The organism is Clostridium vitabionis (assembly GCF_015351765.1).
Lineage (GTDB): Bacteria > Bacillota > Clostridia > Lachnospirales > Lachnospiraceae > Clostridium_R > Clostridium_R vitabionis.
On the sequence record NZ_JADKQA010000004.1, the window covers coordinates 46,229 to 62,943 of the forward strand.

Annotated in this window: 13 protein-coding genes; 10 read left to right on the top strand and 3 right to left on the bottom strand. The window is 59.9% G+C overall.

Annotated elements, in window-relative coordinates; all coding sequences use genetic code 11:
* Positions 1–85 precede the first annotated feature (85 nt).
* Positions 86–1,522, bottom strand: coding sequence for a sigma-54 interaction domain-containing protein (locus tag ISF27_RS08700; RefSeq protein ID WP_235986185.1), 1,437 nt, complete (start codon positions 1,520–1,522; stop codon positions 86–88).
* 295 nt (positions 1,523–1,817) lie between these two features.
* Entirely contained in the window at positions 1,818–2,609 is a 792-nt protein-coding gene (locus ISF27_RS08705; RefSeq protein WP_194611123.1) for an SDR family NAD(P)-dependent oxidoreductase, read from the bottom strand.
* 467 nt (positions 2,610–3,076) lie between these two features.
* Between ISF27_RS08705 and ISF27_RS08710 the strand changes: the two genes are divergently transcribed.
* Genes ISF27_RS08710 through ISF27_RS08720 form a run of 3 tightly spaced genes read left to right on the top strand, consistent with a single transcriptional unit; the run spans position 3,077 to position 6,076 of the window.
* Positions 3,077–3,880, top strand: coding sequence for an electron transfer flavoprotein subunit beta/FixA family protein (locus ISF27_RS08710; RefSeq protein WP_194611124.1), 804 nt, complete (start codon positions 3,077–3,079; stop codon positions 3,878–3,880).
* A gap of 16 nt (positions 3,881–3,896) precedes the next feature.
* Positions 3,897–4,907, top strand: coding sequence for an electron transfer flavoprotein subunit alpha/FixB family protein (locus ISF27_RS08715; protein ID WP_194611125.1), 1,011 nt, complete (start codon positions 3,897–3,899; stop codon positions 4,905–4,907).
* Positions 4,908–4,933: 26 nt separating this feature from the next.
* The gene (locus ISF27_RS08720; RefSeq protein ID WP_194611126.1) at positions 4,934–6,076 is read left to right on the top strand and encodes an acyl-CoA dehydrogenase; all 1,143 of its coding nucleotides are present in this window, start codon (positions 4,934–4,936) and stop codon (positions 6,074–6,076) included.
* Positions 6,077–6,259: 183 nt separating this feature from the next.
* On the opposite strand, the gene ISF27_RS08725 is transcribed toward ISF27_RS08720, so the two are convergent.
* Positions 6,260–7,453 (bottom strand): iron-containing alcohol dehydrogenase, encoded by a 1,194-nt coding sequence (locus tag ISF27_RS08725; protein ID WP_194611127.1) that lies wholly within the window; start codon positions 7,451–7,453, stop codon positions 6,260–6,262.
* 1,013 nt (positions 7,454–8,466) lie between these two features.
* On the opposite strand from ISF27_RS08725, the gene ISF27_RS08730 reads away from it, so the two are divergent.
* The 7 genes from ISF27_RS08730 to ISF27_RS08760 all read left to right on the top strand — a co-directional run bounded on the left by ISF27_RS08730 (position 8,467) and on the right by ISF27_RS08760 (position 16,712).
* Positions 8,467–9,954, top strand: coding sequence for an aminotransferase class I/II-fold pyridoxal phosphate-dependent enzyme (locus ISF27_RS08730; protein WP_194611128.1), 1,488 nt, complete (start codon positions 8,467–8,469; stop codon positions 9,952–9,954).
* A complete protein-coding gene (speE, locus tag ISF27_RS08735) occupies positions 9,947–10,822 on the top strand; it encodes a polyamine aminopropyltransferase (protein ID WP_194611129.1) in 876 nt (291 codons plus the stop codon). Before ISF27_RS08730 ends, speE begins: the two co-directional genes overlap by 8 nt.
* A gap of 12 nt (positions 10,823–10,834) precedes the next feature.
* The gene (locus ISF27_RS08740; RefSeq protein ID WP_194611130.1) at positions 10,835–12,094 is read left to right on the top strand and encodes a saccharopine dehydrogenase family protein; all 1,260 of its coding nucleotides are present in this window, start codon (positions 10,835–10,837) and stop codon (positions 12,092–12,094) included.
* A complete protein-coding gene (gene nspC, locus ISF27_RS08745; RefSeq protein ID WP_194611131.1) occupies positions 12,091–13,362 on the top strand; it encodes a carboxynorspermidine decarboxylase in 1,272 nt (423 codons plus the stop codon). The genes ISF27_RS08740 and nspC overlap by 4 nt, the downstream gene beginning before the upstream one ends.
* Positions 13,362–14,456: an agmatine deiminase gene (gene aguA / locus ISF27_RS08750; protein WP_194611132.1), complete on the top strand. Its 1,095-nt coding sequence runs from the start codon at positions 13,362–13,364 to the stop codon at positions 14,454–14,456. Before nspC ends, aguA begins: the two co-directional genes overlap by 1 nt.
* Positions 14,453–15,325: an N-carbamoylputrescine amidase gene (gene aguB / locus ISF27_RS08755; RefSeq protein ID WP_194611133.1), complete on the top strand. Its 873-nt coding sequence runs from the start codon at positions 14,453–14,455 to the stop codon at positions 15,323–15,325. The genes aguA and aguB overlap by 4 nt, the downstream gene beginning before the upstream one ends.
* A gap of 97 nt (positions 15,326–15,422) precedes the next feature.
* The gene (locus tag ISF27_RS08760; protein ID WP_194611134.1) at positions 15,423–16,712 is read left to right on the top strand and encodes a CapA family protein; all 1,290 of its coding nucleotides are present in this window, start codon (positions 15,423–15,425) and stop codon (positions 16,710–16,712) included.
* The last annotated feature ends 3 nt before the right edge of the window (positions 16,713–16,715 follow it).

The window sequence follows — 16,715 nt, forward strand, 5'->3', positions numbered from 1 at the left end:
GGACGAAATGTCTGAAAATAGAACAAAACAGGTGTCCGGAAAACGGACACCTGTCAGGAAGTTTGGATAAAAGAAAGGGATAAGTTCAGTGGATATAATCCGTCAGATTGATCTGATAGAGCTTGATTTTATCATAGAAGGAACTCCGGGAGATGCCCAGCTCGCGGATGGCCGCCGTGCGGGTTTTGTTATTCCGGAGCGCCCGGATAATCATTTCCCGTTCGAGGCTGGTGGACATTTTCCGGAGATTCTGCTCGGGGGAAGATTCCCCGGCGGGCGCAGGCTCGGGATTCGCCCCAGCACCGGGCGAGGTTTTCAAAGCGATCTCCCGCATGTGCTGGGGGAGCGCGCCAAGCTCGATGATGCCCTCATGGCACATGATGCAGGCGTGCTCGAGGACATTCTGGAGTTCCCGGACATTGCCCGGCCAGTCGTAGGAGAGGAAGAGATCCATGACCGGCCTGGTGACAATCAGGTCCTGTCCGGAAAGCTTCTTGATCAGGTAATGCACCAGGATCGGGATGTCCTCCTTCCGCTTCCGGAGCGGGGTGATCGGGATCTCGATGACGTTCAGGCGGTAGTAGAGATCCTGCCGGAATTTGTTCTGCTGGATAAGCTCCTCCAGATTCTGGTTCGTCGCAGCGAGGATGCGCACATTCAGCGGGATCGATTTTCTTCCGCCGATGCGCTCCACCTCTTTTTCCTGGATGACACGGAGCAGCTTGGCCTGCATGTTGAAATCCATGTCGCCGATCTCGTCGAGGAAAATGGTCCCGCCGTTGGCGAGCTCGAATTTTCCCGGATTGCCCTCGCGCTTCGCGCCGGTGAAGGCACCGCCGGCATAGCCGAAGAGCTCGCTCTCGAGGAGGGTGTCCGGGATGGCAGCGCAGTTCACCTTGATGAACGGCCCGTTTTTCCGCGGGCTGTTCTGGTGGATGACCTTTGCCATGATCTCCTTGCCGGTGCCGCTCTCCCCGCGGATGAGGACGGTGGATTCGGTCTGCGCGACCTTGACCGCGAGGCCGAGCAGGGTCTTCATCTCCGGATTGATGGTGACAAAGTTGCTTGCCCGCTTGACGATCGCCGGATCGGAGAGCTGGTCGCGCAGATACTGGTCCATCTCCGTGGTCTGATGAAGCTTGTTGGCGAGCTTCAGATATTTCGTCAGGTTGTTGAAAATGGAGACGCTCCCGACGATTTCTCCCTGGTAACGGAGGGGAAAGGAGATGCCGACGGAGTCCACATTGACGGATTTCAGGTATTCCACCTCGTGATAGGCGGGTTTTCCCGTGTGGATGACCTTGATGGCGGTGGTGCTTACGCTCTCGATTGAGCTGAGTTTCCGGCCAATGACCCAGGAAGGCTTCCGGTGATAGCTGCGCTCATAGGCGGAGTTGACGTAGACGACGGTGGTATCCCGGTCGATGATCATGACGATATCATCGAGGGCGTCCATCAGCTGCTGAAACAGATGATTCTGGAAAATATCGGTGTATTCTTTCGGAAATGTCGGATCGGACAAAGCAATACCTCACAGTCCAGGCAGCAGATTTTGGCACAAGAGACAAAAAGTGAACGATTTCTGAGACCTGTTTTTATATTATACCTTGAGTCGTTCAAAATTTCCATGAACAATTCCCTTACGTCATCGGCATTGCATGGAAAACAGGAATGATTCTCGGAAAAAGGCAGCGGTTTTAACCCTGCATGGGATGAGGATTCACACAAATTGGAAAAACAGCGGAAAATCCCCGCAGTGAAAATTTCCGCTGCGGGGATTTCCAAAAGTGAGTGAAGGGATGAATAAGAAGTGGACGTTATACGTTTCCGCCGAGAGTTGCGCCCATGTCCGCCACGATAAATTCGCCGTCGATCATGTCACAGAGATCGGAGGCGAGGAAGAGGGTCAGGTTGGCAATCTCGTTCACGGTACCGAATCTGCGGAGCGGGATCCCTTTCAGGGTCTTCTCCTTGAATTTCGGATTTTCCAGGACATCCCGGTTCAGGGCGGTTTCCACATAGCCCGGGCAGATCGCGTTGACCTGGATGCCGTAGCGGCCGAGCTCCCAGGCCATGGTTTTGGTGAGGTTGATGGAAGCGGCCTTGGAGGCGCCGTAGGTGGAGAGCTGGTTATTGCCCTTGATTCCGCCGATGGAGCACATGTTAATAATCTTGCCTCCGCCGCCCTGGGCGATCATCTGCTTTGCCGCCGCCTGGGAGCCGAAATAGACACTCTTGAAGTTGGAATTGATGACCCGGTTGTACTCCTCCTCGGTCATCTCGGTAAAGCGCTTGGTCACCGCGACGCCGGCATTGTTGACCATAATGTCCAGCTTCCCGTAGGCGTCAACCGTCTTCTGGATCAGGGCATTCAGCTCATCGACATTCTGCACATCGGTCTTGAAGCCGGTAGCTTCGCCGCCAAGCTCCCTGACTTCCGCAGCGACAGCGTCGATATCATCCTGGTGGCGGCTGGTGATGACCACCTTTGCACCCGCGCCGGCGAGCTTCATGACGATCCCGTAGCCGAGCCCCTTGGTTCCGCCGGTGACGATCGCGACCTTTCCGGACAGGTCGATTTTAGGCTGTGAAAATTCTTCTTTTCCCATGAATAAGTTCCTCCTTTTTGATCGCAGGAAAATGAACGGTGTTTTCTGATTTTCCTTCCGAAATTATTCTGCTTTAGTAGAGAGCATAACCTGTGCCAAAATCCTCCCCGCCTGTGGCAGGGTGCCGCGGGCGTCCGGAACGGGGCAGGGAGGAAAGCGGAGCTTTGCGCGCCGCGGAGTTCCGGGCGGTAGATCATCCTGCAGATCACGCCGGGATATTCGAAGCGGCGGACAAAAACAGCGGAAAATGTCCGAATGACGGACACGGCAAAGACAGAAGCTGTCCGAATATCGGACAGCCCATGGGAATCCGGGCGGTTCCGGCGCGCATTTCCCTCTCCGGGAGGGCTCAGATGCATTGGCACGCCATTTGCTATATAAAGGGTTGAACCGCAGAAGAAGTGCTGCTAGGAACAGTTTTCCGAGAATGAACGTCAAAACTTATGATTAAGGAGGACATAAAACACATGAAAATCCTGGTATGCGTAAAACAGGTCCCTGATACGACGGAAATCAAGATTGATCCGGTCAAACACACGCTGATCCGCGATGGTGTCCCGTCAATTTTGAACCCCTTCGACGGCTACGCCCTGGAGGCGGCAGCCCGTATCAAAGACAAGGCTCCGGATACCGAAATCGTCGCGGTCACCATGGGACCGCCGCAGGCTGTGGCTGTGCTTAAGGAATGCCTTTCGATCGCGGCAGACCGGGCATATCTGGTTTCCGGAAGGAAATTCGGAGGATCGGACACGCTGGCGACGAGCTATATTCTCAGCGAGACGGTGAAGAAGCTTGAGCAGGAGGAAGGAAAGTTTGACATGATCTTCTGCGGCAAGCAGGCGATCGACGGGGATACCGCCCAGGTTGGCCCGGAGATGGCGGAACATCTCGGCCTGCCCCAGGTGACCTACGGGCTGGAGGCCTTTGTCGAGGGAGATGAACTCCAGGTGCATAAGGAAGTGGACGGCGGCGTTGAGGTGATCGGGATCCCGTTCCCCTGCCTCGTCACCTTCACCAAGCCATCCTTTGACCCGCGCTATCCGACGATCAAGAGAAAGCTTGCGGCAAACCGCGCGAAGATCCCGACGATCACCGACGAAGATTTCCCGGAGATGGATTTCACAAAATGCGGCCTTAACGGCTCTCCGACCCATGTGGCGAGAAGCTTTGTCCCGGAAAAGAAGTCAGGCGGCATGAAGATCAAGGAAGAGAGCGACGAGGATTCCGCGAAGAAGCTGTTTGCCGTCCTGAATGGCGCACATATTGTCTGAGGAGGTTCGGAGAGCGATGGAAGCAAAGACAAAAGACTTATGGGTATTTGTTGAGACAAATGAAGACGGAAGCGCCAAGAATGTCGGCCTGGAATTACTGACCCCGGGCAGGATGATCGCGGACAAGCAGGGCGGAAAGCTGGTCGCTGTCGTGATCGGTTCCGCGTGCGACGCGGCGGTCAAGGCTGCCTCCGCCCACGGCGCGGACCAGGTGATCGTGGTGGACGAGCCGGAGTTTAAGCATTACACGACGGATGCTTACCAGATCGCCCTGGTCCAGCTGGTGGAGAAATACGGGCCGACCTCCATGATGATCGGTGCGACCAACAACGGACGCGACCTTGGCCCCAGGGTTTCCTCCCGACTGAAAACCGGACTTACGGCAGACTGCACCGGCCTGGATGTCAATGAGGACGGCCTGGTAGCCTGGACCCGTCCGGCCTTCGGCGGCAACCTGATGGCGACCATTCTCTGCCCAGACCATCGTCCGCAGATCGGCACGGTCCGCCCCGGCGTGTTCAAGAAGGGTGAGCCCGGGGAGGAGAAGGCGGAGATCATCCGCGAGGATATCCACGTAGACCCGAAGGATATCCGCACCCGTGTCATCAAGATGATCATGGATATGGATGCCGACAGCGTGGATCTCGAGGGGGCGGACATCATCGTCTCCGGCGGGCGCGGCTGCGGCGGTCCGGATCCTTACCTCAAGGGCGGCGTGATCTACAATCTCGCTGAGGCGCTCGGCGCAACCATCGGCGCTTCCCGCGCGGCGGTGGATTCCGGGTGGATCAGCCATGCGCACCAGGTAGGCCAGACCGGCAAGACGGTAGCCCCGAAGGTGTATATCGCCTGCGGCATTTCCGGCGCGATCCAGCACCTCGCCGGCATGAGCGGGGCAGACTGCATTGTCGCCATTAACAAGGATCCTGACGCCCCGATCTTCGATGTGGCGGATTACGGGGTTGTGGGCGACCTGTTCCAGGTGCTCCCGGTGCTGACCGAGGAGATCAAAAAGTCGAGAGCCTGAATCCCAGGTAGGCAGGAGGAGTTTGCATGAATTTTCATTATAATGAAGAAGAGCAGGAAATTCTTGATATGCTCAAGGACTTCTGCGAGAAGGAAGTAGGGCCGGTTGCGGCAGAGCTCGATGAAAAGGAAGAATTTCCGGCGGAGAATGTCCGGAAGCTCGCGGAGATGGGCATGATGGGCGTCCCGTTCCCGGAGGAGTACGGCGGCGCGGGGCTCTCCTACGTCACCTACATCGGGGTCTGCGAGATGCTGGCGAAATACTGCGCCTCGACCTCGGTGACCGTGTCGGCGCACACCTCCCTCTGCTCCTGGCCGATCTTTGCCTTCGGCACGGAAGAACAGAAGCAGAAATATCTGGTTCCCTTAGCTTCCGGCGAGAAGATCGGCGGGTTCGGCCTGACTGAGCCGGGCGCGGGGACAGACGCGGCGATGCAGAAGACGACGGCGGAGGACAAGGGCGATTACTGGCTGATCAACGGCAGCAAGTGCTTCATCACCAACGGCGGCGTTGCGGATATTTTCGTCATTTTCGCGATGACAGATAAAACAAAGGGAAATCACGGGATCTCTGCGTTTATCATTGAGAATACCTTTCCGGGATTCTCCGTCGGCACGCACGAGAAGAAGATGGGCATCCGGGCCTCCTCGACCACGGAGCTGATCTTCGACAATATGAAGGTTCCGAAGGAGAACCTCCTCGGCGAGGTCGGCAAGGGCTTCAAGATCGCCATGATGACCCTGGACGGCGGGCGGATCGGCATCGGCGCGCAGGCACTCGGCATCGCGCAGACGGCGATCGACCACACGGTGGAGTACACAAAGCAGAGGATCCAGTTCGGAAAGACGATCTCCAGCTTCCAGAATACGCAGTTTGAGCTCGCGGATATGCAGACCCGCGTTGACGCGGCAAGGCTTCTGGTTTACCGGGCAGCCCAGGCAAAGCAGGATCATGAGCCGTACTCTGCCCTGGCGGCGATGGGGAAGCTCTACGCCTCGGAGGCTGCCAGCGATGTGACCAGGCGGTGCCTGCAGCTGATCGGCGGATACGGCTACACGAGGGAGTATCCGTACGAGAGATTTATGCGGGATGCCAAGATCACCGAGATCTATGAAGGCACCTCGGAGGTTCAGAAGATGGTTATCTCCGGCAAGATGCTGAAAGGGTAAGCCCTTCATCGCGGTTTTATGGAGCTGCGTTCCCGCAGTCCACAGAGCTGCAGTTCTTTGTGAAAAACAGGGCAGGCACGCCATGACGGCGCGCCTGCCCTTTCGTCGGCTATTTCCGGTTCGGCCGCGGCTTTTTTCCGGTTCGGCCGCATGTTGTTCCGGCGCAGCCGCCGATTTTCCGGTTCAGCCGCCGATGCACTCCATGAGGATCGCATAGATTTCGTCACGGCCAAGCTTACGCGCGCAGCCGGGGCGGATGATGCAGGTGTCGGCGACCTGGCGGAGAATGCCAGGATCCGCGGGGTCAGGATTCCCCGCCGGCATGCCGGCCTTCAGCTCGGTCAGCGTTGCCGGAAGGCCGATCTCCCGGATGAAGTCCGCGAGCGCATTGATGCCCGCAAGGGCAAATTCGAGGTCAGTCCGCCCGTCGGGGGCGAGGTGCCACACCTCGCGGGCAAAGCGGACGAATTTTTCGGTGTTGTCCCCGGCGAGATGGCGGTAAACCGCCGGATGAATCACCGCGAGGCCCTGGCCGTGGCTGCAGTCGGTCAGGGCGCCGAGCTGGTGCTCGATCATGTGATTCTGGAAGTCCGTCTCCTTGCCGAGCTTCAGGATGCCGGTCTCGGCGACCGTGGAATCCCACATGAGCTCAGAGCGGACCGAGACATCCCCCGGATTGCGGATCATCTCGCGGATATGGCAGATAATGTTCCGCATGACCGCCTCGTTCAGCTCGTCGGAGAGGTTGGTTTCCGCCGGCTTCCCGAAATAGATCTCCATGCAGTGGGACAGGCTGTCGAATGCCCCGGAGACGGCCTGCGTCATGGGGACGGACAGTGTGTACGCAGGGTTGAGGACGGCGAAGGCGGGCAGGGCGCCGACCATATCGTCCTTGATCTTCAGATCCTCGTTGGTGATGACCGCATCGTCATTGACCTCGGAGCCGGTGCCGGAGGCGGTAAGGACAGCGGCCATGGGGATAAATTCCGTGGGGAGGAGATGCTTGGTAAACTCTGCCTCCCAGATATCCCCCTCCATCTTCGCCTGGGCGGAAATCATCTTCGCGCAGTCGAGGACCGAGCCGCCGCCGGCAGCGAGGATAAAGTCAATCGCATTTTCCCGGGCAAACCGGGCGCCTTCCTGAACCTTCCGGTAGGTCGGGTTGGGCATAATGCCGCCGAAGGGGAAGACCGTCTTCCCGGCGCCTTCCAGAAGCCTTTTGATCTCGTCATAGATGCCGTTTTTCCGGAGGGAACCGCCGCCGTAGGCGAGCATCACGCGGGGGCCGGTTTTCGGCAGCTCCGCGGAGAACGCTTCGGCGAGGGCATTCTCCCCAAAGTAGATTTTTGGCATACCGTTGTACTGAAATGCTTTCATCGATTTACCTCCGATATCAGGCTGGTGCAGTGGCCTGCACGGTGCCATGTCACTATCTCCATGGTATTCGATTCGGAAGAAAATGTACAGGAGAGATTTGGTGATCCGCATGTTACCTGTTCAGCCCCCACATCTCGCGAAGCTGTGCTTCGCTCGATGCAGGGGGTCCGAGCGCCTACGGCGCCTGACCACCCGCGGAGGTAGGGCCCGCAAAGCCGTCCGCAAGCGGCCGGTTTGCGGGCTCTCCCTCCGCGGGTGCTGAACAGGTACCTTATGTGCTGAACAGGTACAAAATATGCCGGAATAGCTGTTGACATCGCGCCGCCGTTTATGCCATACTGTCAGAAGTATTCGAAATAGGATATCAGCTCGCTCCCTTCGGGGAGAAAGCCTCTCGGACGGGCAGGGCGAAAGCCGGGCGGCGTTCAGCCGCATGTTGATTGAGTTAAAAGCTCAAATTTTATAAGTTGATTTCAAGAAACAAAGGAAATTTGTTGTCATCTTGTAAAACGGTCAATAGAAACGGCTGAGTGCAGTGTCCCTGTTCCCGACGGCGGCTGAGCAAAGAGATTGATTGTAAGCGGATGGCAGATGCTGTCCGCTTTTTTTATGCAGAGCACTTAACAAGCGCGAGCCCAGCGGGCGAAGCGCGAGTTTAGTGCGAGCTATGCAAAATTGCTTAGTGAGAACAAGCGTGAGCGCAGTTCGAACTTAGCAAATTTGCTTATGCAGAGCACTTAACAATAACCAGCCACTTAATGAGGACAAGCGAAAGCGCAGTCCGAGTTTAGTGGAGTGGCTATCCGCGAAGCGGAGCGCGAGCCCAGCGGGCGAAGCGCGAGTTTAGTGCGAGCTATGCGAAATTGCTTGTGCGGATCTGCGCAGAATGGCCGGATATGCGCGGATGAAAGGCAAAATTGCCGGCAGCAGGTGAATTGGCCTGGCGCGTCGAGAGGGTCGCACGCGGACCGGCCGGAATGCATGAACAGAAAAGATTCAGGAGGTATCCCGCCATGGGTGAGCTTGACCAGCACCGTGCCCCGATCGTGGAGGCACTTCAGGAATTTAAACGGCACAGGGTTGTCCCCTTCGATGTCCCCGGACACAAGCGGGGCAGGGGAAATCCGGCCCTTGTCAGCCTTCTCGGGCAGCAGTGCGTCAGCCTTGACGTCAATTCCATGAAGCCCCTGGACAACCTGTGCAACCCGGTGTCCGTCATCGCCGAGGCGGAGGAGCTCTGCGCGGAGGCATTTGGCGCGGACCATGCCTTCTTCATCGTCAACGGCACGACGATGGCGGTGCAGACCATGGTACTCTCGGTCTGCCATGCCGGGGATAAGATCATCCTGCCGAGAAATGTCCACAAGAGCGTAATCAATGCCCTGATTCTCTGCGGCGCGGTTCCGGTGTACATCAATCCCAGGATCCACCCGGTGATCGGGGTGGCGCTCGACATGGAGACCGCGGAGCTTGAGCGCTGCATTGAGGAGAATCCGGACGCGGTGGCTGTCCTTGTCAACAATCCGACCTACTACGGCATCTGCTCGGATCTCCGGTCGATCGTGAGGATCGCGCACGCCCACGGCATGAAGGTGCTCTGTGACGAGGCGCACGGCACGCATCTCTACTTCGGGGAGAATCTTCCGGTCTGCGGCATGACGGCAGGCGTGGATATGGCGGCGGTTTCGATGCACAAGTCCGGCGGAAGCCTGACCCAGAGCTCGATCCTGCTGACTGGGAAATCCATGGATTACCGCTACGTCCGGCAGATCATCAACCTGACGCAGACGACCTCGGCGAGCTATCTGCTGCTCGCGAGCCTTGACCTCAGCCGCCGGAATCTTGCCCTCCACGGGAAGGACAGCTTCGCCCGGGTGGTGGACATGGCGGAGTACGCCAGGGGGGAGATCAACCGGATCGGCGGCTATTATGCCTACGGGCGGGAGCTGATCGGGCCGGACGTGTTCGACTATGATGTGACGAAACTGTGCATTTACACGAAATCCATGGGCCTTACCGGGATCGAGGTCTACGATATCCTGCGGGACGAGTACGATATCCAGGCGGAGTTCGGCGACATCGGGAACCTCATGGCGTATCTTTCCATCGGCGACCGGATCCAGGACATCGAGCGCCTGGTCGGCGCCCTGGAGGACATCAAGCGGCGCTATCCGGGTGACGCCGGCTCCACGCCCTATGTGGACGCGGTGGAGGCCACGGTGGCGGAAAGCCCGCAGTTCGCCTTCTACACGGAGAAGGAGAGCATCCCCATCCGGGAGGCGGCAGGCCGGGTTTCCGGCGAGTTTGTCATGTGCTATCCGCCGGGAATCCCGATTCTCGCCCCGGGGGAGCTGGTCACGAAGGACATTATTGACCACATCCTGTACGCGCGGGAGAAGGGGTGCAGCCTGCAGGGCTCGGCGGATCCCACGGTGGAGAATCTCCGGGTGCTGACAAGAACCTCGGCGGGAAAAGGAAAGGAGCACAGGGAAAATGAGTGATTACCCCGATATCTGGTTTAATGACAGGCAGACCAAGGATGTCCAGGTCGGCGTCCGGGTGGACCGGCAGCTCTGCAGCAGGCAGAGCGATTACCAGCGGATCGATGTCTTTGAATCCCCGGCGTACGGCAAATTCCTGACGCTGGACGGCGACATCCTGTTCTCCGAGGCGGACGAGTTCATCTACAACGAGATGGTGGTCCATGTGCCGATGGCCGTCCATCCCCATGTGTCCCGGGTGCTTGTCATCGGCGGCGGAGACGGCGGCGTGGCCAGGGAGCTCACCAACTATCCGGAGATCGAGCAGGTGGATGTCGTGGAGCCGGACGAGCTGTTCGTCGAGATCTGCCAGGAGTATTTTCCGGAGGCGGCAAAGGGGTTCGAGGATCCCAGGGTCCAGATCAGCTATCAGGATGGCCTGCGCTTTATTCGGGGAAGGACAGCGGAGTACGACCTGATCATCAACGATGCCACCGATCCCTTCGGCCATACGGAAGGGCTGTTCACCCGCGAATTTTACGGGAACTGCTACCAGGCGCTCAAGGACGACGGCATCATGGTCTATCAGCACGGCAGCCCGTTCTATGACGAGGACGAGAGCTCGTTCCGCGCTATGCATCGGAAGGCGTACCGGAGCTTTCCGATCAGCCGCGTCTACGGCGCGCACATTCCGACCTGCAGCAGCGGCTACTGGATGTTCGGCTTCGCGAGCAAGAAATACCACCCGCTGAACGATTTTGACCCGGCGCGGTGGAACGCGCGGGGGATCCGGACGGAGTATTACACGACAAACCTGCACCGGGGCGCGTTTATGCTTCCCCGCTATGTGGAGGATATTCTGGAACAGGAAGAAAAGAGAGAGCGTTGAAGGAGGCATACGATGGCCAGACTGTTGATTATCGGCTGCGGCGGCGTGGCGAGGGTTGCAATCGCAAAATGCTGCCAGAACAAGGACATTTTCCAGGAGATCATGATCGCGAGCCGCACGAAGGAAAAGTGCGATGCCCTGGCGGAGGAGCTCCGCCCGACGACATCGACGGTGATCACGACGGCACAGATTGACGCCATGAATGTGGAGGCGCTGACCGCCCTCATCCGGAACTACCGGCCGGACGCGGTGCTGAATGTGGCGCTGCCCTATCAGGATCTTGCGATCATGGACGCCTGTCTCGCCGCGGGGGTGCACTATATTGATACCGCGAACTACGAGCCGGAGGACACGGACGACCCGGCGTGGCGGAAAATTTATGAGGAGCGCTGCCGCCGGGAAGGATTCTCCGCCTATTTTGATTATTCCTGGCAGTGGGCTTATCAGGAAAAATACCGGGCGGCGGGCCTGACGGCGCTCTGCGGCACCGGCTTTGATCCGGGTGTAACCTCGGTTTTTGCCGCATACGCGAAGAAGCACTATTTCGACCGGATTGACACGATCGATATCCTGGACTGCAACGGCGGCGACCACGGCTACCCGTTCGCCACGAACTTCAATCCCGAGATCAACCTCCGGGAGGTCAGCGCCCCCGGCTCCTACTGGGAAAATGGGCACTGGGTGGAGATCCCGGCGATGTCCGTCAAGAGAACCTACGATTTCCCCGAGGTCGGGGAGAAGGATATGTACCTCCTGCACCACGAGGAGATCGAGGCGCTCGGCGCACACATGCCGGAGGTGAAGCGCATCCGCTTCTTCATGACCTTCGGCCAGAGCTATCTCACCCACATGAAGTGCCTGGAGGATGTGGGCATGCTGTCCACAACGCCGGTGAATTTTGAGGGGCATGAGATCGTGCCGATCCAGTTCCTCAAGGCCCTGCTCCCTGATCCCGCGACCCTGGGCAGGAGAACCGTGGGAAAGACGAACATTGGCTGTATCTTCACCGGGGAAAAGGACGGGAAGCCGAAGAAGCTCTACATCTATAATGTCTGCGACCACCAGGCGTGCTACCGGGAGGTGGGCTCCCAGGCGATCTCCTATACGACCGGCGTTCCGGCGATGATCGGCGCCATGATGGTGGTGACGGGAAAATGGCAGAAGCCGGGCGTCTACACCACGGACGAATTTGACCCGGATCCGTACATGGAGGCGCTGAACCGGTGGGGACTTCCCTGGACGGTGGAGGAAGACCCGCAGGTGGTGGAATGAGCGGCGCCGTCCGGGATCCGCGCCCTGCCGGCGGAGCGGCCTCCGAAGGGCCGGGGGCGCTGTGCCCTGCCGGCGGCGGGCTTAAGGCGCCGCGACCGATCAGCGGCCCTTTCGGAGGACTTAAGGATCCGCGTTCCCTCGGCGGCGTTCCCACGCCGGCGTATGTGATCGATGAGGCGGGAATCGAAGAAAACTGCCGGATTCTCCGCGGGGTCATGGAGGAGGCCGGCTGCCGGATCCTCCTTGCGCAGAAGGCATTTTCCGCATTTGCCTGCTACCCGCTGATCGGGCAGTACCTCTCCGGCACGACGGCGAGCGGCCTCTACGAGGCGCGTCTCGGGCGGGAGGAAATGCATAAGGAGAACCATGTCTTCTCCCCGGCTTATCGGGAAGACCAGTTTGACGAGATCGCCGGCCTGTGCGACCATATCGTGTTCAATTCCGTGCGGCAGCTTACGCATTTCGCCCCGCGGTGCGCGGGGGCGTCCATCGGGCTCCGGGTGAACCCGGAGTGCTCGACGCAGGATCATGCGATCTATGACCCCTGCGCGCCGGGAAGCCGGATGGGCGTGACCCGGGATGCGCTGGAGAAGGCGGTGGCGGGCGGATTTTCCCTCGGGCAGGTGGACGGCCTCCATTTTCATACGCTCTGCGAGCAGGGGGCTGACGCCCTGGAGACGACGCTTCAGGCGGTGGAGGAGAAGTTTCAGCCGCTCCTTCGCCGGGTCCGCTGGGTGAACTTCGGCGGCGGTCACCATATCACCCGGGAGGGCTACGATATTCCGCTGCTCATCCGCTGCATCCGGCGGATGCGGGACAGATACGGGGTCACGGTGTATTTAGAGCCCGGGGAGGCGGTCGCGCTGAATGCCGGGTATCTCGTGACGACGGTTATGGATTTTGTGGAAAATGGCGGGGTTACAACCGCGATTCTGGACACTTCGGCAGCCTGCCACATGCCGGATGTGCTGGAGATGCCCTACCGGCCGCCGCTCTTTGGCGCCGGGGAGGCCGGGGAGAAGGCATATACCTACCGGCTCTCCAGCTTGACCTGCCTCGCGGGCGATGTGATTGGGGACTACAGCTTCGATTCGCCGCTCGAGATCGGCAGCCGGCTGATTTTCGGCGATATGGCCATCTACTCTATGGTCAAGAACAACACATTTAACGGGATTCCGCTGCCGTCCATCTGGCTGGCGGAGAAGTCTGGGGCGCTCAGGGAAATCCGCGCCTTCGGCTATGAGGACTTTAAAGGGAGGCTTTCCTGATGGCGGAGAACGGGATGACCCGGCGGATGCCGGGCGAATACGAGCCGCACCTGGGGACGCTGATGATCTGGCCGGTGCGGCCGGGAAGCTGGCCCTACGGCGGGCGGGATGCCAAGCCGGCCTTTGTGGAGATCATGCGGGAAATCCTCCGGGGTGAGCGGCTCTGGCTGCTCGCGGATCGTGAACACCTCGCGGAGGCGGAGCGGATGGCGCCGCCGGGAACGGAGATCCTCCCGATTCCCACCGATGACGCCTGGGCGCGGGATGTCGGCCCGACCTTTGTCCTCGATGATCAGGGGAGGCCGCTCGGCATCGACTGGGCGTTCAACGCCTGGGGAGGAGAGGAGGACGGCCTCTACGCCGACTGGGCGCAGGATGATCTTGCCGCGTCCGCTTTCTGCCGGGCGGCAGGATTCCCCTGCGAGGATGCCCATCCCTTTGTGCTTGAGGGCGGCTCCATCCACAGTGATGGCGAGGGGACGATCCTCACGACAGAAGCCTGCCTTTTGAGCGCCGGGAGAAACCCGGGGCTTTCGAAGCAGGAGATCGAGCGGGAGCTTCTGCGCCGCCTGGGCGCGGACAAGGTGATCTGGCTGCCCCGGGGCATTTACCGGGATGAGACCAATGAGCACGTGGACAATGTCTGTGCCTTCACCGCGCCGGGCGAGGCGGTTCTCGCCTGGACGGATGATCCGGACGATCCGCAGTACGCGCTGAGCCGCGCGGATCTGGAGGTTCTGGAGCGGGAGCGGGACGCCCGGGGAAGGAAGCTCAGGGTGAGGCTTCTCCCGATTCCCTCCCGGCCGGTGACGGTGCGGGAGGAGGATCTGGCCGGCTACGAATTTGCCCCCGGAGAGGATGTCCGGGAGGCCGGGGAGAGGCTCGCGGCGAGCTATGTGAATTTTTACATCGCGAACGGGAGTGTCCTGGTTCCGCAGTTCGGCGATCCGAATGACGCGAAGGCGCTGGAGATCCTCGGTGGGTGCTTTCCGGGGCGGCGGATCTGCCCGATTCCGGCCCGGGCGATTCTTCTCGGCGGCGGCAATATCCACTGCATCACCCAGCAGATTCCCCGGGGAAGGAGAGCAAGATGAGAAAAGTGACGGTTTCGGCAGTTCAGATGGCCTGCGCCCCGTCCGTGGAGGAAAATCTCCGGACGGCGGACCGGCTGGTCCGGCAGGCGGCAGCGGCGGGGGCGGAGGTGATTCTCCTCCCGGAGCTCTTTGAGCGGCCGTATTTCTGCCAAGAGCGGCAGTATGGCTACTATGATTTCGCAAAGCCCGTGCGGGAAAATGACGCCGTGAGGCATTTCCTCCCGGTTTCGGCGGAGCTCCACACGGTTCTCCCGGTCAGCTTCTATGAGCAGGACGGCACAGTGCTCTACAACAGCTGCGCGGTGCTGGACGACGGAAAGCTTCTGGGGGTCTACCGGAAGACGCACATCCCGGACGACCACTGCTATCAGGAGAAGTTTTATTTTACCCCGGGTAATACCGGTTTCCGGGTTTTTGAGACATCGAAGGGGAAGATCGGCGTCGGGATCTGCTGGGACCAGTGGTTCCCGGAGACCGCCAGGGCGCTTGCCCTGAACGGTGCCGAGCTGCTCTTTTATCCGACGGCGATCGGCTCCGAGCCGATCCTCCAGGTGGATTCCATGCCGCACTGGCGGCGGGTGATGCAGGGGCATGCGGCGGCGAACCTGATGCCGGTGATCGCGGCGAACCGCTTCGGGCCGGAGATCGTCAAGCCCTGCCCCGAGAACGGCGGGCAGACGTCCGCGCTGACATTCTACGGGTCGAGCTTTATCACGGACAATACCGGGAAAATTCTTGCCTCTGCCGGGCGCATCGGGGAAGAAGCTCTTACCGCGTCCTTCGATCTGGACGAGCTCCGGGAGGAGCGGCTTTCCTGGGGGCTCTTCCGTGACCGGCGGCCGGAGTGCTATCATGATCTTGTCCGGTAATATCCGGGATAAAAGTGATCTTGTCCGGCAATATCCGGGATAAAAGTGATCATGTCCGGCAAATATCCGGGGTGACGAGGAGAGATCAGGGGGAGTTATGATCGGTTCGGGGATTGGCAGCTTTCGGAAGATATGCGCGGCGGGATTTCTGGCGGCAGCGGGGATTCTTATGGCACTGCCCGGGCTCTGTGCCTGCGCAGGGGCTGGGGATGCCGCGGCGGTGGCGGCATCCGCGGGGGCTGCGGAGACCGCGGGGGCTGCGGAGACTACCGCGGCTGGGGAGACTACCCGGCCGGTGATCCGGATTTCCTCGGAGACCGGCGGAAGTTTTGCGTCCCCTGCCGGCGCCGGCGCGGATACCGCTTCTGAGGGATCCGCTTCCTCCGCTGATGCGCCGGTGGGCAGCGCAGGCGCAGCTGGCGCCGGGTCTGACACTGCTACGCGGGAGGTTCTCCTCACCTTTGTGGGGGACTGCACGCTCGGCGGCGATCCGACGATCGGCTCCGGGGAGCTGTTCTCCTCCTTGTATACCAGGTACGGTCCGGACTATTTCTTCCGGAATGTGCGGGACGTCTTTGCCGCCGATGACCTCACGATGATCAATCTCGAGGGGACGTTTACCAGGGAGGAGACGCGGGCGGACAAAAAATATTGTTTCCGCGCCGATCCTTCGTGCGTGGATGTCCTGACCGGGAGTTCCGTTGAGCTCTGCAATCTGGCGAACAACCACAGCAGGGACTACGGGCCGAAGAGCTACCGGGATACAGTGAATGCCCTGGACGGGGCAAGGATCCGGTGGGTCCGCGATGAGGATGTCTGCCTTGTCGAGGCGGGCGGCGTAAAGGTCGGCATCGCCGGCATTTATGAGCTTCCCCGGCATATGGATGCGGACAGCATTGTCCAGGAGGACATCAAAAAGCTGAGGGAGCAGGGCGCGGAATTGGTCTGTGTGGAATTCCACTGGGGGATCGAAGGGGAAGACGTTCCTGACAGGAACCAGGTCGCCCTCGCCCACAGCGCCATCGAGGGCGGGGCGGATCTCGTGGTCGGCGCGCACCCGCATGTCCTGCAGGGGATGGAGATCTACCGGGGCAAGCCGGTTGTCTACAGTATGGGGAATTTCTGCTTCGGCGGGAACCGAAACCCGAAGGACAAGGACACGATGATTTACCAGCTCCGCGTCCGCTTGGACGGTTCTGGGCAGGTCGTGTCCCAGATGGAAAATGTGATCCCCTGCCGGATCTCCTCGTCGGGGAAAAGCAATGATATGCAGCCGGTGATCCTCACCGGGGACGAGGCGGAGTGGGTGCTCCGGAAGATCCGGGAACGGTCGGACCTGCTGGCGAAGACGTATGGGACGGGCGGTTCCGGACCGGGTTGGGAGTAACAG